The sequence below is a fragment of the Bradyrhizobium sp. USDA 3262 genome (genome assembly GCF_054060035.1).
In genome coordinates, this window is the sequence record NZ_JBSSCT010000001.1 from 8,818,675 (window position 1) to 8,835,757 (window position 17,083).

The window sequence follows — 17,083 nt, forward strand, 5'->3', positions numbered from 1 at the left end:
ATCCCCTTTGATGGTTGCTTCGGGGACGCGTCGCTGCCTAACGGGCGACGCGCCTCGCAAGGCAGCTACGCCGCCGTCTTGATGTCGATCTGCCTGCTCTGCTTGGGAGCCGGCTTCTTGACGGTGACCTTGAGCACGCCCTTGGCGATCTCGGCACTGACGTCTTCCGCCTTGACGCCCTCGGGCAATGCAACGGACCGCGAGAACGCGCCGAAGCTGCGCTCGATCAGGCGATAGTCCTTGTCCTTCTCCTCGCGCTCGCTCTTCTTCTCGCCGCGGATCGTGAGCGTGTCGTCGGCGAGATTGAGCTGAATGTCCTTGGCCTCGAGGCCTGGCAGTTCGGCTGAGATCTCGACGGTCTTGTCGGTCTCGCTGACGTCCATGCGCGGCATCATCGCCTGCGGCGCGGCGAACGCCGGAAAATTGCGGCCGAAGCCGTCGAACAGCCGGTCGATCTCCTGCTGCAGAAATGCGAAGGGATTGTTTTCGCGCCGCGCCAAGGCGCGCTCGCTTCCAACGGGAATCACGTTGTTAGCCATCAGTACCTCCTATTTGAATGTCGCTCGTGAAACAAAGCTAGTCAGGAACAGCCCCCCGGCCGTTGACCAGGATCAAAACCCAACCAATGTCATGTGATCAAAGGAGAGGCACAGACCGAAGCGAGTTCCGCCATGCACGCCATGATCCTGCCCGCGCGCGACGCGCGGCTGCAATATACGGAGCGGCCCGACCCACTTCCGGGACCAGGCGAGGTCCGCGTCAAGGTCGGCGCCTGTGGCGTTTGCCGCACCGACCTGCACGTCGTCGATGGAGAACTGCCCGGCATCGCCTATCCGATCGTTCCCGGCCATGAGGTGGTTGGCCGTATCGACGCGATCGGTGAAAGCGTGGATGGCCTGCATCTCGGTGCACGCGTCGGCGTTCCCTGGCTCGGATCCACCTGCGGGCATTGTTCCTACTGCCGGGAGGGCAAGGAAAACCTCTGCGACGCCCCCCTGTTCACCGGCTACACGCGGGACGGCGGCTTTGCCACGCACCTGGTGGCTGACGCGCGTTACTGCTTTCCGCTCGGCAGAGACGGCGAGGATGCGGAGCTGGCGCCCCTGCTGTGCGCCGGCCTGATCGGCTGGCGCTCCCTGGTGATGGCTGGCGACGGCCGCAAGCTCGGCATCTACGGTTTTGGCGCGGCGGGACATATCGTCGCGCAAGTGGCGCGCTGGCAAGGGCGGGATGTGTACGCTTTCACCCGCGCCGGCGACACCGAGGCCCAGCGCCTGGCATTGTCGCTCGGCGCATGCTGGACCGGTGCTTCGGAAGATCGGCCCCCGGCAGAACTTGATGCCGCGATCATCTATGCGCCGACCGGGCCCCTCGTCCCGCTTGCACTGCGCACGCTGCGCAAGGGCGGACGCGTGGTCTGTGCCGGCATTCACATGTCGGATATCCCGAGCTTTCCCTACGACATCCTTTGGGGTGAACGGCAGATCGTTTCCGTTGCCAACCTGACGCGACAAGATGGCGTCGATTTTCTCAAGACAGCGGCAAGGGCTGGAATCCGGACGCACGTCACCGTCTTTCCCCTGGACCAGGCGAACGAAGCACTTGCGCGCTTGCGGGACGGCAAGCTCGTCGGCGCAGCCGTCTTGAAGCCATGATGACGCCGGCATCATCAACTGCGACTGCCACAGGCGAGACCGGCCAGGCCGCCGTATTGTCGTTTCTGGCCGGATCTGGCGAGCCGAACACCCCGGTCAAGCGGATCGACACCCATTGTTCGATCGTCTTTCTCGAAGCTTCGCGCGTCCTGAAGATCAAGCGAGCGGTCAAGCTGCCCTATCTCGACTTCTCGACGTTGGAGAAGCGGCGGCGCGCTTGCGAGGATGAGATTGCCGTCAACAAGCGCCACGCCCCCGCGATCTATCGCGGGGTGGTTCCGATCACGCACGGGCGCGATGGACTTGCGGTCGGCGGGACCGGACCAGTCGTCGAATGGGCCGTCGAAATGGCCCGCTTCGACGAAAACAAGACACTCGATCATCTCGCCGAGCGGGATGCAATCCGGCCGGAGCTGGGCGAGAGACTGGCCGCCATCCTGCTCAAATCCCATCGAGAACTGATTGGGAGCGATGGATCGCACTGGCTTACGTCACTCCCCGTCATCATCGATCGCAACACCGAGCAGTTTCGCGCCGAGTCAACTCTTTCCTGCAGGAAGATCGATGAACTGCACGAGTTGAGCCATCGATCGCTCGCTCGGAATCTTGAGCTTCTGCGCCTCCGCGCCGCAGCTGGGCAAATCCGGCATTGTCACGGCGATGCACATCTCGGCAACATCGTCCTGCTCGACGGCGAGCCTGTTCTGTTCGATGCGATCGAGTTCGACCCCGATATCGCGACGACCGACGTCCTCTACGACCTCGCATTTCCACTGACGGATCTGCTGTACTTCGGACGCGAGACCGTCGCCAACAGGCTATTCAATAGCTACATGCAGAATGCCTGGGACACGCAATCGGGTGCGTTGTCTTTGCTGCCATTGTTTCTATCAATGCGAGCGGCGATCCGGGCTAATGTGCTCTTCACCAAGGCACGGCAACATCAACTCGATCAAGAGATCGCCGCCCAAGCGGGCCGCTATTTCGAGCTTGCACGTCGGCTGATTGAGCCGGAGCCGCCCCGCCTAGTTGCAGTTGGCGGGAAGTCGGGTACCGGCAAGAGCGTGCTGGCGCGCGACATGGCGCGTCTGATCGCGCCGCCCCCGGGCGCCCTGGTTCTGCGATCGGATGTCATTCGCAAGCAACTCTCCCACGTCGCCGAACATGCCACGTTAGCGCCGGAGACCTACACTCCCGAAGCATCGGACCGCGTTTATCAAGCCATGCTCGACCGAGCCAAACGCGCCATGGCTCAGGGGATTTCCGTTGTTCTCGACGCGGCATTCTTGAAGCAGGCGGAGCGCGATGCCGCACGAGCCGCCGCCCGCAATGCCAAGGTGAAATTCAGTGGATTGTTCCTGACCGCCGAACAAGCCATCCGGCTGCGACGCGTCGCCTCACGGCAACACGACGCTTCGGATGCAACGGCTGGCGTCGTTCTGAGCCAGGAGAGCATCGATACTGGCCATATCGATTGGCAGCTCATCGACGCATCAGGCTCACCTGCCGCCACTCTCCAGCGCAGCATGCCCTGCCTGCCAGACGCACCTTTCCATTCAAATCGGCGGAATATCACCTAAGGAAACATCCGGAATTGGTCGATCGACGGAAACCTGTCAGCATTCTCCCGCCCAGACAGGAGAATGTCATGAAACGCGCATTGAGCCTTCTTCTTGCCGGAAGCGTCATCTCAACGGTAGCGCTTGTTTTATTTTACAATTACTTCTTCCCCAATGCCATTCCGCTTGCCTCGACCGAGCCGCTTCTAGCCTGGCGCTTGGAGGCGGCGTTCGTAGTCACTGCGCTGACATGGACCGCAGCGTTCGTGGCGGCGGCATCCGGACTGTCATTGCTGCTGATGACCCTCACCAACCGAGATGTCACAGTCCGCTAGAACGCGCGCTGCTCGTGCCTGCCATACCTCGAAGGCCGGCTCTTCGGAGCCGGCCTTCGACGTAGGAACACCGCTACCGACGTGTTCCTCGTAAGGTAGGCACCCAGTTATCACCTTTCAGGCGCACTTCAACGTTTCCGCCGGCTAGGATCTCAGTCGCCGGCGCCAGAGTGGCTTGAGCAGCTCAAGCACCACCAGCATCGCCACTCCCGGTCCGAGCGCGATCATCAGATCGTCCGGATGAAGGGGACCGAAACGAAACAAGCTGGACGCCGGAGGCCAGAGCAGTGCGGTCCCGAGAGCGCCTGCGATTGAAAGCAAGATTACCGCCAGCGCCAGATTCGGCCGGAAGAACGCCGATAGGAACGAAGAACTGAAAGATCGATTGACCAGGACGAGACCGACAATTGACCCGATGAGGGCGAAGAAGGCCAAGGCTCTGACCTCATCTGCAGGCATGCCGGCGTGAAGTGCAATGACGAACAGAACGGCGACAAGCACAAAAATCAGGGCACCTTGAAGTACGCTCCAGCTAACTAGCGTCCAGGTGAACAGAGGGCTGTCAGCTCGCCTGGGTGGACGCGCCATGACGTCGCGCTCCTCGCGCTCGGCCTCGAACACGAGTGAGCATACGGGATCGATGATTAGCTCGAGAAATGCGATGTGAACGGGGCCGAGAATCAAAGGTAATCCGAACACCAGGGGAAGCAGGGTGAGCCCCGCGATAGGAACGTGGACAGCGAAGATGAAGGCCATCGCCTTTCGCAGATTGTCGTAAATGCGCCGACCCAGGCGGACGGCCGAGATGATCGCGCTGAAATCGTCGTCAAGCAGCACTATGGACGACGCCTCGCGCGCGACGTCCGTTCCGCGCCCGCCCATCGCGATACCGATGTGAGCCGCTTTCAGGGATGGAGCGTCGTTGACGCCATCGCCGGTCATCGCAACGATCTCGCCGTTCTGCTTCATTGCCTGCACGATGCGGAGCTTCTGCTCCGGTAATACGCGAGCAAACACGTTCACGCGTCTGACGAGTTCCGCAAGCTGCAGGTCACTCATGAGCTTGATCTGATTCCCCGTGATCACCTCATGGACATCCAGCCCCGCCTGCTTCGCAATTGCGGCCGCGGTTATCGGATAATCGCCTGTGATCATGGCGACGCCAATTCCCGCTGAGCGGCATTCACGCACCGCAGCAGGCACACCGGGGCGAAGCGGGTCGGCGAATCCCACCAGTCCGAGGAAGCGGAATGCGAAGGCTTCCTGCGAACAAGGAAGCTGGTTGCCTTTATGCACGGCCGCCGCGATCCCGAGCACACGGAGCCCTTGCTCCGCCATCAAGCCGACGGCACTTCTCATCGATTCCTGATCCAAACGGCTCAGCTGGCAGAGACGCGCAACCGCTTCAGGGGCTCCTTTGGCTGCAACAACGTATTCCTCTGCGGGGGATGACCGCCAGACCTGGGTCATGGCGAGGAGCTCGGGCCGGAGTCCATAGGTACGTATCAGTTGCCCATGAACATCCTGCCCGCTGGTTTCTTTCCGGACGTGGCCCGCAAGGGCGTGCAGCGCCCGCTCCATCGGATCCAGCGGCTGAGGCGAACTGGCAAGGACGCCGTAGCGCAGCATCTCCGGGAATTCGGGTCGTACGCAACCCGGATTCGAAGACTTGGGACGCATGCATGAACCGTCGAGCAACCGCAATTCTACAACTGACATTTCGTTCAGCGTCAGAGTACCGGTCTTGTCGGTGCATAAGACGGTGGCGGAGCCTAACGTCTCGATTGCGGCCGCCCGGCGCGTCAGCACGCGGACTTTCGAAATGCGCCACGCGCCCATGGCCATGAACACGGTGAGCACCACACCAAATTCTTCCGGCAGCATGGACATGCCGATTGCGACGCCGCTGAGCAACGCTTGCAGCCAGTCTCCGCGCAACGTCCCGTAAAGCAGCACGGCAACGATGCTGACCGCAGCGCCGCCGAAAAAGCAAAACCGCACCAGCCTCGCCGTCTGCTGTTGGAGACGTGGCGGCTCCGCTTGCAGCGTGCGTAGAGACGCTCCGATCTTTCCGATCTCGCTTCGCGGTCCGGTGGACGTGACCCGGGCGGCGCCCTCGCCCCGCACGACGAGCGAGCCGGAATACACGAACGGCTGATCGTCGCCGCCCGGCCGATGCTCGGCCACGGCGTCCGTCTCGACCACCTGCTTGCGAACGGGTACCGACTCGCCTGTCAGCAGGGACTCGTCGACCTGCAGATCATGACCGTCGAGGAGCACAGCGTCGGCTGGCACGCGATCACCGTCGCCAAGGATGATGAGGTCGCCTCGGACGACGTCCCGGCCGGCGATACGCCGGCGTACTCCATCCCGCATCACGAGGGCCCGCGGACTGGTCAGGTCGCGCAAGGCTTCTAACACGCGTTCAGTTCGTGTCTCCTGCACGATCGTGATCACGATCGACATGGCGCCGAAGCCAAGGAGCAGGAGTGCCTCCTGGAGATCACCAAGCAAAAGGTAGATCAGTCCGCCGCTCAGAAGCAGCGCGAGCATGGGCTCGCGCAGCACGTCCAACGCGATACGTATGGGAGTGCGCCGCTCAGGGCTCGGAAGCTCGTTGTGCCCCTCGACCCGAAGCCGGGCCGTCGCTTCGGCTTCGCTTAGTCCTGTGAGGTCTGTGGCGCTCACGTCTTCCGCCATAGGTTCCAGACGCTTCCACCCAGCAAGAGCGCGGTAACGAGCAGAATGGCCACAAATGTCTGTATGATGTCAAAGTTCAGAGAATCCCGCGCAACGAAGAACGCGGTGATAGATCCCACGAGGACGAAGAGGATGCGAAGGATGACGCTCATGGCTCTCTCCTGCTGGCACAACGCCGTTTGAAGCTTCCTAGGCAAGGGGTGCCCAGCTGGATACTCGATCCTGCTGGCGCGGCGCAGTTTACCGTAGCGGTTCGCACCGTTGAGAAGTTGCGGCAGATCAAGCTGCCCGAGCACCCGTGCCGGCAGCTCAATGCTGCAGGACATACCGGCCCGGCGCATCCTCGAGCGGCGATTCACCCTCGGGCGCGTGAAGCACCGGCTGCGCCGGCACCCACGCACCGGAATGCGCCGTGAGGAAACGAACCCACTCCAGCCACCAGGATCCGTCGCGATTCATCGCCTTGCGCAGCCACTCGTCGGGGCCGACATAGGGTTGATCCGCCATTTTCTCCAACAACTGATAGCTGTGCCCCTCCTCCGACGGCGGAGCAACGATGCCAGCGTTGTGACCGCCGCTCGCCAGCACGAAGGCGATATTGGCATCAGCCAACAGGTGAATCTTGTGAACCGACCGCCAGGGCGCGACGTGATCGCGGACGGTGCCGACCACGAACATGGGGGCGCGAAGGTCGGAAAGTGCCACCGGCTGCCCGTCCGCCAGATAGCGACCCTCGGCAAGGTCGTTGTTCAGAAAGAGCTTGCGCAGGTAGTCCGAATGCATCCGATAGGGCATGCGGGTCGCGTCCGCGTTCCATGACATCAGATCACTCGGTGCGGCACGCTCACCCATCAGATAGTCGCGGATCAGGCGCGACCAGATCATGTCGTTCGACCGCAGCAACTGGAACGCACCGGCCATCTGCGCCGTCTCGAGCACGCCGCGCTGCCGCATCATATCCTCCAGGAACGCAACCTGGCTCTCATTGATGAAGAGCGTCAGCTCGCCCGCATCGGTGAAATCGACCTGGGCTGCCAACAGTGTCACCGAGCGCAGGCAGCCGGGCCGCTCCTTCTGCAACCGAGCGGCCGCAACCGCGAGCAGCGTGCCGCCGAGGCAATAGCCGGCCGCGTGGATTGAACGTTCAGGAATGAGCTGATTTATCGCGTCGATCGCAGCGTCGACCCCAAGCTTGCGATAGTCATCGAGGCCAAGGTCGCGGTCAGCTGGCCCCGGATTTCGCCACGAGATCATAAACACGGTGAAGCCGCGCTCGACCAGGAACCGGACGAGCGAATTCTGCGGCGAGAGATCGAGGATGTAGTACTTCATGATCCACGCCGGCACGATCAGCACCGGTTCGGGGCAAACGTCGGCCGTCTCGGGCGCGTACTGGATGAGCTCGATCAGTTCATTCCGGTACACAACCTTGCCCTCGGTCACGGCAACGTCCTTGCCGACCACAAAGGGCGCGGATCCGGACGGCTCGGCGCTCAACAGATTCCTGCAATCTTCCAGCCAGTTATGCCAGCCCGAAACGAAGTTGCCGCCACCCGAATCCATTGCCTTGCGCAGCACCTCGGGGTTGCTGAACGCAAAGTTGGACGGCGCAACGACGTCGAGGCATTGCCGGACGGTGAAATCCACGACCGCTGCATTTGCTTTCGAGACGCCGTGCAGGCCGCTGGTCGCCGAATGCCACCAATGCTCCGCCAGCAGGAACGCCTGCGCAATGACGTTGAAGGCCGGCAACGTCCAATCCTGGCCCGCAAAACGGTTGTCACCCGGCTGAGGCTTAACCATGAACCAGGGTTGCCAGGCCGCATGCGGCGTCGACACCATGCGCGCGAAGCGCGAGCCGTCAGCAACTGCGTTCAACGCCAGCTCAAGCCGTCTACCGGGTGAGGCCGCCAGATGCAGTTGCCAATCGGCGAAGGCGAGCGCGAGGCCAGCCGGTGAAAGCCCGCCGGTCCATTGCGCCATCGCCGCGTGAACGAGCTGGTCGAGCGATTCCGTACCCGTCAATGGCTCCTTCTCGGGCTGCGCCGATGCAGGCGTTCCGGCACCCGTCACATCGTCGTTGGCAGGAGATCTGGGCTGGTCGAGAACTGCCTGGACTGTCATCGCCCGTCTCCGAGGTGGAACCGCTTCCGACCGAGCGCCACGATCTCCGCGTCGGTCGGATGATCGCTCGACTCAAGATGCAAATTGAGGTCGGGCCGCTCCGCCCTGAGATACTGCGTCAGCTCGACCTTCTCGATACCCGGACCGATGACGAGCAGATCGCTGCAACCGTTCACGGCCTCCCCCACCCTCGCGAGGAACGTCGCGTCGGCCTGGACGCGACCATCGCCGATCGTATTCGCCTTGTGATGCAGATGCTGCGACACCAAATGCGCATGGACGGCCGTCGTGCTGATGCCTGTCAACCCAATGCCGAAAACCTTCGCAACAAGGTGATCGATCCAAACGACGGCGTGCGCATGTGATTGCAGGGCCGTCTCGCTCATGATGTAACTCCGGTGCTTGCTTTCTCTGCGTCTCTCAATCGGCGCGCCAATGCCGCAAGTAGTTCCCTGCGACTCACAATACCCACGACGGTTCTGGCGCAGAGCACCGGAATTTGGGCGACATTGTAGACATCCATCTGCGCGACGACGTCTTCGATCGATGCTTCGATATCGACGGTGATCGGCAATCCACTCATGAGCGAGCCGACCTGCAGCGTCCGCATGCGCTCGCGTTCAGATGTATTCTCCACAATGCCAAGCAGCGACTCCAGCCAGTTTCCGGACGGCGGGCTGATGTCCAGCTCATCGCGGTGAAGGAAGTCGCCCTCCGAAACCATGCCGACGAGTTCGCCGGCGTCGTCGATCACCGGCAGGCCGCGCTGATCGGTTTCAAGCAGCAGTTCGACGGCATTGAGCACTGTGGCAGTTGGCTTGATCGTCGCGAACGAACTTCGCATCACATCGGTTGCGAGCATAGTCATCTCTCCCCTTCAGCACATGTGTTGACCGCCATTGATCGACAGCGTCGATCCGGTGATGAACCCTGCTTCGTCGGCGGCAAGAAACGCGACGGCACGGGCAATCTCCTCCGGCTGCCCCAGCCGCCCGACCGGAATCTGCGGTAGAATGGAGTTCTGCATGACATCGGTCGGCACCGCGGCCAGCATCTCGGTGTTGATATAACCGGGACAGATCGCATTGACCGTGATTCCGAACCGCGCGCTTTCGAGCGCGAGCGCACGGGTGAAGCCGAGCTCGGCGGCCTTCGCCGCGGCATAGTTCGTCTGGCCGATCTGGCCCTTCTGCCCATTGATCGACGAGATGTTGATGATCCGTCCGAACTTGCGCGCCCGCATGCCCTCGATGAGGGGTCGGCACATGTTGAACAGCGAATCGAGATCAGCTCGGATCACCGCGTCCCATTGCTGCTTGGTCATTCGATGCAGTGTAGCGTCGCGCACGATACCGGCGTTGTTGACCAGGATGTCGATCGGGCCCAGCGCCGCCTCCACCTCGCGGATGCCGGCTGCACAGGCCTGGAAGTTCGCGACATCCCATTGGAACACCGGAATTCCGGTCTGATCCTGAAACGACCAGGCGGCCCCGGCATTTCCGGCATAGCAGGCCGCAACCCGGCATCCGGCAGCAACGAGGGCACGCGAGATCGCTGCGCCAATTCCTCTGCTTCCACCCGTAACCAATGCGACGCGCGCCATGCCGGCTCCTCCAAGCTGGGCACAACATTTGCGCGAATTACACGCTCGATGAATTGATCTCGCTCAATCTGAATCCCCGACCGCGCATGAGGCAGATCAAATTGGCCCGCCTCGATCCGTGCTTTGGTGGCACTTGCTCTTCCACCTCTTTGGAGAACGGCCATGTTCAAGAACATCCTGGTCCACATCCCGACGGAGCTGTCGCCACGTCCCGCGGTCGACGGATCGGTTTCGCTCGCGCTCGGCACCGGCGCGCACCTCGACGCAATGGCGATCGGCTACGAGACCGCCAGCGTACCGTTCGTCGTTGAAGGCGGCGCGGCGGTCGCCTCACTGTTCGAGGCTGAACATGAGCAGGCCCTCGAACGCGCCGAGGTTGCGCTGCGCGTCTTCGATATCGAGGCACGTAATGCGGGGATATCCTACGCGACCCGCGCCGTGGGTGCGCTCCCCATCGATGCTCGGGAGATGATCTGCGCGAGCGCGCGACTGCATGACCTGACCGTGGTGGTGCAACCGCTGGGCGAATACAACAGCTACGACAACGTGATCCCTCGGGAGTTATTGTTCCAGGCCGGCGGTCCCGTCCTGTTCATGCCCTACACGTTCCATGGCGCGTTCTCGGCGAAGCGAATCGGGATCTGCTGGGACGGCAGCCGGCTCGCCGCCCGCGCTCTCCACGACGCAATGCCGCTACTGCGCGCAGCCGATGCTCTCGCCGTCATCACCATCGATGGCGTTGATCCGATCCCTTCAGAATGCTCCACCGACCATCTGGTGCGCTATCTTGCAAAGGAGGGGCTTCCGGCCAAGATCACGTCGTTGCCGGCGTCCAAGTCCGAGGTTCAGTCGATCCTGCTGTCGATCGCGGCGGATGAGAGCCTCGACCTTCTAGTGATGGGCGGATACGGCCATTCCCGCCTGCAGGAAATCCTGCTCGGCGGCGTGACGCGCGACATGCTGCGTGCGATGACCGTCCCGGTCCTGATGTCCCACTAAGCGCGAGGCGTCTGGTGAAACATCCTGCCAGTCCACTTCGGCATCATGTCGCTCGCGGCCTCGTCATCCTCGGCACGATCTGCGCCGCACTGACTCCTGCTGCCGCCGACCAGGAACAAGGTCGTCGCCTTGCGCAACTCTACTGCGCCCGCTGCCATTCAATCGACCGGGTAAGCCCGAGCCCGCTGAGGATAGCACCTCCGTTCCGGACATTGCACGAACGCTATCCGGTCGAGATGCTGCAGGAATCGCTGGCGGAAGGGATCGTCACCGGCCATCCGACCATGCCCCAGTTCAGCTTCGAGCCGGACCAGGTGGGCGACTTCATTCTGTTCTTGAAATCTCTCGAGCGGGGCCAAGCGGACCGTTGAGCCAGGTCAATGCGCGGAACGCACAAAGCCTCATTGTTCAAGCTTCAACACGGAGGTCCGACATGCGTGCGCATCAGATAATGACCAGGCATATCATCGCCGTCAGTCCGCACACGAAGATCCTGGATGCGGCCAATATCATGCTGCGATGTCACCTCAGTGGTCTGCCGGTGATGGACGAAGACGGCACGCTCAGGGGCATGGTGTCCGAGGGAGATTTCCTGGAGCGCGCCGAGATCGGCACAGGACACAAGCGCTCGGCATGGCTGGAACTGTTCACCGGCGTGGGTCGCGCTGCGACCGATTTCGTGCACGAACGCGGCCGCAAGGTTGAGGACGTCATGACCACGACCCCGATCACCGTCGATGAGCAGGCGCCGCTCGACGAGATCGTGCATCTGATGCACAAGCACGGCGTGAAGCGGGTGCCGGTTGTGAAGGGCAAGACCATGGTCGGAATCGTCACCCGGGCGGACATCCTGCAGGCCGTCGCATCGCTGGCGCGCGAAGTTCCCGATCCGACCGCCGACGACAGCCATATCCGTGAACGGATTCTGCGCGAAATCAACGCCACCGGCTGGCGGCCGGCCGGCTTCCAGGTCTGGGTACGCAACGGCGCCGTGCATCTGCACGGCCTGATCTTCGATGAACGAGCTCGCCAGGCCGCGATCGTCCTCGCCGAGAATACCTCGGGCGTCAGGGAAGTCCGCGATCATCTATGCTTCGTCGACGGCTACTCCGGCTACTACGTGCAATCGCCGGAAGACGTCAAGGCGGCTAGCTGATCAGATCGAGGAGGCCAACATGGCAATCAGTACACTGCTTGTCGTCACAGCCGTCTGTCTCATCTTCGCGATCTTTGCGCTCGTGCTCGCCGTGACCGATCGCAGCACGACGCGCTGGCTTCGGGAACAGGACGGGAATGGAGCCAGCACACGCGCTGCCTATCCCGATAAGAACGGGACCTAGCAGCGCTTTTTGCCTCGCGCGCCGAGACACTGATGTCTCGCCGTGCGGCCACCGTTTATTGCTCTGCATTCCCGGAGCTACGTACAAATACGTAAGTGGCTTCTACTTAGGGGAAATATCCAAATTTCCCGATCCACGAGATGCGATCAATCTGCCTCCATCGATCTTCCCATTCATGGAGCGTCGCCATGCAGACCCAGAACGCCATTTCTTTCGAGAACAGCCATCACCCGACCAGCATCCTCAGCCGGCAGGCGCGCGTTGAAGGACCCTTCGGCATGGTTGGGACGCCGATGCGGTTCGCCGGCAACAGCGAAATTTACGGCGAGGACGAGGCCGCGGAATACCTCTATCAGGTCGTTTCCGGCGCCGTCCGAACCTACAAGATTCTGGAAGACGGACGTCGCCAGATCGGCGCATTCTATCTGCCCGGGGATATTTTCGGCTTCGAGGCCGGCGAGACCCATATCTCCTCGGCCGAGGCCGTCTCCGAGACGCGGGTCATCGTGGTCAAGCGCGCCGCGCTCATGGTCCGTGCGACCCACGAAAAGGATCTGGCACGCCAACTCTGGGATGCGACGGCCCAGGAACTGCGTCGCTTCCAGGAGCATCTGATGCTGCTGATCTGCAGCGCTGAAGATCGTGTCGTCGGCTTCCTCCACGACATGGCGCGCCGCGCCGTCAAGAATGCGGCGATCGAGCTTCCGATGTCGCGGCAGGATATCGCCGACTATCTCGGTCTGACGATCGAAACGGTGTCACGCACCTTCACCCAGCTCGAGCAGAACGGCGTGATCTCCCTTCCGACCTCGCGTCGGGTGGAACTGCGCAACCGCGCGATATCGAACCGGAACATGGCGGCGTAAGCGAAGGGCGTGCCAGGCTTCGATAATCGGCCGCAAGTGAGAGGCAAAGAATAGCATGCGGTCGAACCTGGCGATCACCTATGGGCAGGACAGGCTCCCGCGCTACACCAGCTACCCCACGGCTCCGCATTTTTCTGCGGCGGTCGGCGACGTTGATTACGGGGCATGGCTCAAGTCAGTTCCAGCTCGGCGGCCAGCCTCGATCTATCTGCATGTGCCGTTTTGCCGGTCGATGTGCTGGTACTGCGGGTGCCACACCTCCATCACCAGCCGCGACGAACCGGTCGTCGTTTACGCCGCCGGCCTTCGCACCGAAGCGCATCTCGTTGCGGAAGCGGTCGGTCAGCGATTGCCCGTCTCCCACATCCATTTCGGTGGCGGCACTCCGACGATCATGACGCCAGAAGCCTTTGCCGACCTCGTCAGCGCGCTACGCTACTCGTTCTTCGTGCAGCCCGACGCCGAGATCGCCGTCGAGATCGATCCACGCACCCTGACCGAGCCGATGGCGGAAGCATTGGGCTACAGCGGCGTCAACCGCGCGAGCCTTGGCGTCCAGAGCTTCGATCCTGTCGTCCAGCACGCCATCAATCGGTCGCAGAGCCTTGAGCAGACCGCGGAAGCGGTCGAGCGGCTGCGCCGTGCCGGCGTCGGCCGCATCAACTTCGACCTGCTCTACGGCCTGCCCGCTCAGACTGTCGCTTCCTGCCTGGATACCGTCGACACATGCGTCGCGCTGCGGCCCGACCGGTTTTCCGTGTTCGGATACGCCCATATTCCCTCCTTCAAGAAGCACCAGCGCATGATCGACGGGGCGTCGCTGCCGGATAGCCTCGAGCGGCATCGTCAGTCCGAGGCAGTCGCGCAGGCGCTGACCGACGCCGGATACATCCGCATCGGCCTCGACCATTTCGCGCTCCCCGGCGACAATCTGGCCATCGCAAAGCGCGAGGGCCGGCTGCGGCGTAACTTCCAGGGCTACACGGACGATTCTGCCGAGACCCTGATTGGTCTCGGCGCCAGCGCAATCGGCCGCGTGCCGCAGGGCTTCGTGCAGAATGCAGTCGCGACACGCGACTACCTTGCGCGCATCGCCGAGGACCGGCTTGCCACCGTCAAGGGCTACATGCTGACGGCGGAGGACCGTTTCCGAGCCGACATCATCGAGCGCATCATGTGCGACATGGCCGTCGACCTGCCGGGAATGTGCCGCCGGCACCGCTGGGATCCTGGTTCGGCCGTCGTCGATCGTTCCCGGCTCGACAGGCTGATCGCGGACGGCGCGGTGACGATGAGAGGTGACCGGCTCCTGATCAACGATGATGCGGAGTTCCTGGTCCGAAGCGTCGCCTCGGCGTTCGACGCTCACCTTGGTCGCGCCACGAACCGGCATAGCCGAGCGGTCTAGATTCCGACCGGCGGAACCGGTCCGCCGTCTACAGCAGTTTCGGATGTTGGCGGCTTCGTTTACCGATCCAGGCCAGGCATGTCGCAAACAGAACGAGCGCCGCGATCCCTGCGGCGCTCGTCAGAAACTGCGCCGCAATGCTGTCGGACACTTCGATGAGATACAAACTCGCCAACAGGGAGAGCACGACAGCTGCACAATAGGTTTCGAGCGAACGCTCGCCGCAACGAATTGCGCCCCTCAGGCCGCCCCTGGCAAGTCCTCGCCAATTCGGCGGCACGAACCTCGCCACGACGACGGCAATTGCCAGAAAATGCAGGAGCCGCAGGCGGGTCCAGATCCGGCTTGTCGATCGGATAGATCAACCGCGCAATATAGCTGGGAACCGCGGCCGCCAATGGCTCGATCTGCCAGCTCAATGTGATCACAAGACCAAAGCCGAGGTACGCTATCGCAAGTGCGACGACGGGCCACGACGCGATTTTCCGCCCAAACATTCGATAGCCCCGGATCGCCCACCACGCCCCGAGAACGACCAGAAGCTGCCAGGCAAACGGATTGAAGTACCACAGATTGACCGGCCACTGCGGCAAGTTCCAGCCGTACAATTGGACCAGCGCATAGAGGAACGCGGAGATCAGCAGGGACGCACCAGGAAACTTCGATATTCCCCAGAGGGCAGGCGCAAACGATAGATGAAACAGCACGAAGGTCGGCAGGACATCCGTATTTACGGGGCGATACATCAGGATGGCGGCGTGGGCCAGCGCAGCACCCGGCTCTTGCAGCAGGATCTTCACGTTGGCTTCGTCCGCCAGCCGGTTGCTGCCTGAGCTGTACGCAACGATGGCAAGCGCGATGGTCAGGATGAGAAAGGCCGCATAGATCTCCCAGCTTCGCAGCAGCGTATGTGCGAGGACTGTAGCCCACCCATCGCGACGGCGGACGCTGCTGTAGCTCAGCGCACATGTCACGCCGGACACGAACATGAAGACTTCGGTCGCATCGCTGAAGCCATAATGGCGCAAGGTCAACCAGCTGAAGACATTCTTGGGGATGTGATCGAGGAAGACGCACCAGAGCGCAAGACCTCGGCATAGATCCAGCCGGAGATCGCGGTCCAAAGGCACGCTGTCGTCCTTCCCGGGATGAACGGTCAGGAGCGCGGGGTTCCGGTGAAGACTCTTGCCGTTCAAGGGACCGGTCGAACAGTCAGAAAGCATGAGACCATTACCAGCTGTCGGCTTGCCCATTGCCTGCCGCACTGTTTAACATATCAGCGCAGTTGCACGACCGTCCGATTGATAAGGATCAACACACGTTGTTCCTTCCGAGAGTTAGCTGGATCAGTTCGAGTCGGAGGATCTACGCTGTGCGCGTACGGGAGATCATGTCACGGAACGTCATCACAATCGATGGCGATGCATCGGTGATCGATGCCATCAAGACCATGCTGTCCCATCACATCAGTGGCCTTCCTGTCATCGATCAAGACGGAGCGCTCATCGGAATCCTGTCGGACGGAGATTTCATCCGGCGCGTGGGAGTTGGAACGGAGAAGCGCCGCGGCCGCTGGCTTGCGATGCTCGCGGGCACGAACCAGGTTGCACTCGACTTCGCGCGCCAACATGGCCGCAAGGTCAGTCAGATCATGTCGCCCGACCCAATCACCGTCGAGGAGGACACATCGCTTGAGCAGGTCGTCCAGCTCATGGAATCGCACGGCGTCACGCGATTCCCGGTCATGCGCGATAGGATGGTCACGCGCACGGATTTCATGACGGCAATCGCAAGGCTTCGCCTCGAATGGTCTTCCATTTCCGGCAATGACGATCAGATCCGTGCGTCGGTCATTGCGGCATTTGCGCATGCGCCTTGGCGACCCGCTGCACTGGACGTCAGCGTAAATGACGGGATCGTCAGCCTACGCGGCAGCATCCGGAGCGATAATGCGCACAAAGCAGCGATCGTTGCTGCGGAAAACGTCTCGGGCGTGAAGCGGGTCGAAGACCAACTGGTAAAAATGGCCTACCCGCCGGCGGAAGAGGACTATGGCGGCGGCGACTTTGTCTCGTTAGAGCAAGAGCCTTCGACCGAAGACGATCAACCCTTGTAAGCATGCAAAGGCGCCGATGATCGCGCCAATGGCGCCTGCCTTGCATCGACAGACTATGCGCCAGTCCCTAGACGAGATAGATCGCCTCCCGGTGAATTTCCTTGCCCGACCCGTCGATGACCACAACGTGACGATCGACGTTGCCAGCCGGCTCCTCGGTTCGAATCCTGCTTCCTGTGCGTGATCGCAGCGGCGGCGTTCAGAAACTCCAGTCCGATCCGATCACGGACCGGAACACCATCCTGCGGGTCTCCGATCGCGGCCCGCCCAAAGAAGCCGGCAGCTTAGGCCAGCCGGCAGCTTCAGTGGGGCTGCTCTACGCAGTTAGGGGATCTGCGCATCCAAGCAAAGCAGATTGCCCGGGCATCGGACTTGATC

General features: G+C 62.0%; 18 protein-coding genes and 1 pseudogene. 10 read left to right on the top strand and 9 right to left on the bottom strand.

The window, feature by feature from the left end; genetic code table 11:
* Window positions 1-65: 65 nt before the first annotated feature.
* Complete coding sequence (locus tag ACVWYP_RS41745) at window positions 66-539, bottom strand: Hsp20/alpha crystallin family protein (protein ID WP_028339981.1); 474 nt, start codon at window positions 537-539, stop codon at window positions 66-68.
* Window positions 540-671: 132 nt separating this feature from the next.
* Between ACVWYP_RS41745 and ACVWYP_RS41750 the strand changes: the two genes are divergently transcribed.
* The 3 genes from ACVWYP_RS41750 (at window position 672) to ACVWYP_RS41760 (ending at window position 3,549) form a co-directional block, all read left to right on the top strand.
* Window positions 672-1,655 (top strand): zinc-dependent alcohol dehydrogenase family protein, encoded by a 984-nt coding sequence (locus ACVWYP_RS41750; protein WP_018273623.1) that lies wholly within the window; start codon window positions 672-674, stop codon window positions 1,653-1,655.
* Window positions 1,652-3,235, top strand: a complete 1,584-nt coding sequence (locus ACVWYP_RS41755; protein ID WP_018273624.1) for a bifunctional aminoglycoside phosphotransferase/ATP-binding protein — start codon at window positions 1,652-1,654, stop codon at window positions 3,233-3,235. The genes ACVWYP_RS41750 and ACVWYP_RS41755 overlap by 4 nt, the downstream gene beginning before the upstream one ends.
* A gap of 68 nt (window positions 3,236-3,303) precedes the next feature.
* A complete protein-coding gene (locus tag ACVWYP_RS41760) occupies window positions 3,304-3,549 on the top strand; it encodes a hypothetical protein (RefSeq protein WP_018273625.1) in 246 nt (81 codons plus the stop codon).
* Window positions 3,550-3,693: 144 nt separating this feature from the next.
* Here ACVWYP_RS41760 and ACVWYP_RS41765 read toward each other — a convergent pair whose 3' ends face one another.
* The 6 genes from ACVWYP_RS41765 to phbB form a co-directional block, all read right to left on the bottom strand.
* On the bottom strand, window positions 3,694-6,249 hold the full coding sequence (locus tag ACVWYP_RS41765; RefSeq protein WP_129964726.1) for a cation-translocating P-type ATPase: 2,556 nt from the start codon (window positions 6,247-6,249) through the stop codon (window positions 3,694-3,696).
* Window positions 6,234-6,401: a hypothetical protein gene (locus ACVWYP_RS41770; RefSeq protein ID WP_162832437.1), complete on the bottom strand. Its 168-nt coding sequence runs from the start codon at window positions 6,399-6,401 to the stop codon at window positions 6,234-6,236. The genes ACVWYP_RS41765 and ACVWYP_RS41770 overlap by 16 nt, the downstream gene beginning before the upstream one ends.
* 157 nt (window positions 6,402-6,558) lie before the next feature.
* A complete protein-coding gene (locus ACVWYP_RS41775; protein WP_210291461.1) occupies window positions 6,559-8,373 on the bottom strand; it encodes a PHA/PHB synthase family protein in 1,815 nt (604 codons plus the stop codon).
* Window positions 8,370-8,759 (bottom strand): hypothetical protein, encoded by a 390-nt coding sequence (locus ACVWYP_RS41780; protein ID WP_080686696.1) that lies wholly within the window; start codon window positions 8,757-8,759, stop codon window positions 8,370-8,372. Before ACVWYP_RS41780 ends, ACVWYP_RS41775 begins: the two co-directional genes overlap by 4 nt.
* A complete protein-coding gene (locus ACVWYP_RS41785; RefSeq protein WP_244980971.1) occupies window positions 8,756-9,235 on the bottom strand; it encodes a CBS domain-containing protein in 480 nt (159 codons plus the stop codon). Before ACVWYP_RS41785 ends, ACVWYP_RS41780 begins: the two co-directional genes overlap by 4 nt.
* Window positions 9,236-9,250: 15 nt before the next feature.
* Window positions 9,251-9,976 carry an acetoacetyl-CoA reductase gene (phbB, locus tag ACVWYP_RS41790; RefSeq protein WP_172646739.1) on the bottom strand — a complete coding sequence of 242 codons (726 nt, stop codon included), beginning with the start codon at window positions 9,974-9,976 and terminating at the stop codon, window positions 9,251-9,253.
* 162 nt (window positions 9,977-10,138) lie between these two features.
* On the opposite strand from phbB, the gene ACVWYP_RS41795 reads away from it, so the two are divergent.
* The 6 genes from ACVWYP_RS41795 (at window position 10,139) to hemN (ending at window position 14,589) form a co-directional block, all read left to right on the top strand.
* Window positions 10,139-10,975: a universal stress protein gene (locus tag ACVWYP_RS41795; protein WP_028339974.1), complete on the top strand. Its 837-nt coding sequence runs from the start codon at window positions 10,139-10,141 to the stop codon at window positions 10,973-10,975.
* Between the two features lie 77 nt (window positions 10,976-11,052).
* Window positions 11,053-11,346: a c-type cytochrome gene (locus ACVWYP_RS41800; protein WP_370143886.1), complete on the top strand. Its 294-nt coding sequence runs from the start codon at window positions 11,053-11,055 to the stop codon at window positions 11,344-11,346.
* A 62-nt stretch (window positions 11,347-11,408) separates the two neighbouring features.
* Window positions 11,409-12,131, top strand: a complete 723-nt coding sequence (locus ACVWYP_RS41805; protein WP_028339972.1) for a CBS domain-containing protein — start codon at window positions 11,409-11,411, stop codon at window positions 12,129-12,131.
* 19 nt (window positions 12,132-12,150) lie between these two features.
* Window positions 12,151-12,315 (top strand): hypothetical protein, encoded by a 165-nt coding sequence (locus ACVWYP_RS41810; protein ID WP_155258421.1) that lies wholly within the window; start codon window positions 12,151-12,153, stop codon window positions 12,313-12,315.
* A 188-nt stretch (window positions 12,316-12,503) separates the two neighbouring features.
* A complete protein-coding gene (locus ACVWYP_RS41815; RefSeq protein WP_456684295.1) occupies window positions 12,504-13,181 on the top strand; it encodes a helix-turn-helix domain-containing protein in 678 nt (225 codons plus the stop codon).
* Between the two features lie 55 nt (window positions 13,182-13,236).
* A complete protein-coding gene (hemN, locus tag ACVWYP_RS41820; RefSeq protein WP_028339970.1) occupies window positions 13,237-14,589 on the top strand; it encodes an oxygen-independent coproporphyrinogen III oxidase in 1,353 nt (450 codons plus the stop codon).
* Window positions 14,590-14,617: 28 nt separating this feature from the next.
* Here hemN and opgC (ACVWYP_RS41825) read toward each other — a convergent pair whose 3' ends face one another.
* Window positions 14,618-14,881 (bottom strand): OpgC domain-containing protein, encoded by a 264-nt coding sequence (opgC, locus tag ACVWYP_RS41825; RefSeq protein WP_456684296.1) that lies wholly within the window; start codon window positions 14,879-14,881, stop codon window positions 14,618-14,620.
* 94 nt (window positions 14,882-14,975) lie between these two features.
* Window positions 14,976-15,842 (bottom strand): annotated as a pseudogene (gene opgC, locus ACVWYP_RS41830) (OpgC domain-containing protein); the annotation flags it as partial.
* Window positions 15,843-15,979: 137 nt separating this feature from the next.
* Between opgC (ACVWYP_RS41830) and ACVWYP_RS41835 the strand changes: the two are divergent.
* A complete protein-coding gene (locus ACVWYP_RS41835) occupies window positions 15,980-16,705 on the top strand; it encodes a CBS domain-containing protein (protein WP_051447789.1) in 726 nt (241 codons plus the stop codon).
* The last annotated feature ends 378 nt before the right edge of the window (window positions 16,706-17,083 follow it).

Coding starts and splice junctions, on each gene's coding strand:
- ACVWYP_RS41745 (WP_028339981.1), bottom strand. CDS start 539: ATGGCTAACAACGTGATTCCCGTTGGAAGCGAGCGCGCCTTGGCGCGG.
- ACVWYP_RS41750 (WP_018273623.1), top strand. CDS start 672: ATGCACGCCATGATCCTGCCCGCGCGCGACGCGCGGCTGCAATATACG.
- ACVWYP_RS41755 (WP_018273624.1), top strand. CDS start 1,652: ATGATGACGCCGGCATCATCAACTGCGACTGCCACAGGCGAGACCGGC.
- ACVWYP_RS41760 (WP_018273625.1), top strand. CDS start 3,304: ATGAAACGCGCATTGAGCCTTCTTCTTGCCGGAAGCGTCATCTCAACG.
- ACVWYP_RS41765 (WP_129964726.1), bottom strand. CDS start 6,249: ATGGCGGAAGACGTGAGCGCCACAGACCTCACAGGACTAAGCGAAGCC.
- ACVWYP_RS41770 (WP_162832437.1), bottom strand. CDS start 6,401: ATGAGCGTCATCCTTCGCATCCTCTTCGTCCTCGTGGGATCTATCACC.
- ACVWYP_RS41775 (WP_210291461.1), bottom strand. CDS start 8,373: ATGACAGTCCAGGCAGTTCTCGACCAGCCCAGATCTCCTGCCAACGAC.
- ACVWYP_RS41780 (WP_080686696.1), bottom strand. CDS start 8,759: ATGAGCGAGACGGCCCTGCAATCACATGCGCACGCCGTCGTTTGGATC.
- ACVWYP_RS41785 (WP_244980971.1), bottom strand. CDS start 9,235: ATGCTCGCAACCGATGTGATGCGAAGTTCGTTCGCGACGATCAAGCCA.
- phbB (WP_172646739.1), bottom strand. CDS start 9,976: ATGGCGCGCGTCGCATTGGTTACGGGTGGAAGCAGAGGAATTGGCGCA.
- ACVWYP_RS41795 (WP_028339974.1), top strand. CDS start 10,139: ATGTTCAAGAACATCCTGGTCCACATCCCGACGGAGCTGTCGCCACGT.
- ACVWYP_RS41805 (WP_028339972.1), top strand. CDS start 11,409: ATGCGTGCGCATCAGATAATGACCAGGCATATCATCGCCGTCAGTCCG.
- ACVWYP_RS41810 (WP_155258421.1), top strand. CDS start 12,151: ATGGCAATCAGTACACTGCTTGTCGTCACAGCCGTCTGTCTCATCTTC.
- ACVWYP_RS41815 (WP_456684295.1), top strand. CDS start 12,504: ATGCAGACCCAGAACGCCATTTCTTTCGAGAACAGCCATCACCCGACC.
- hemN (WP_028339970.1), top strand. CDS start 13,237: ATGCGGTCGAACCTGGCGATCACCTATGGGCAGGACAGGCTCCCGCGC.
- ACVWYP_RS41835 (WP_051447789.1), top strand. CDS start 15,980: ATGTCACGGAACGTCATCACAATCGATGGCGATGCATCGGTGATCGAT.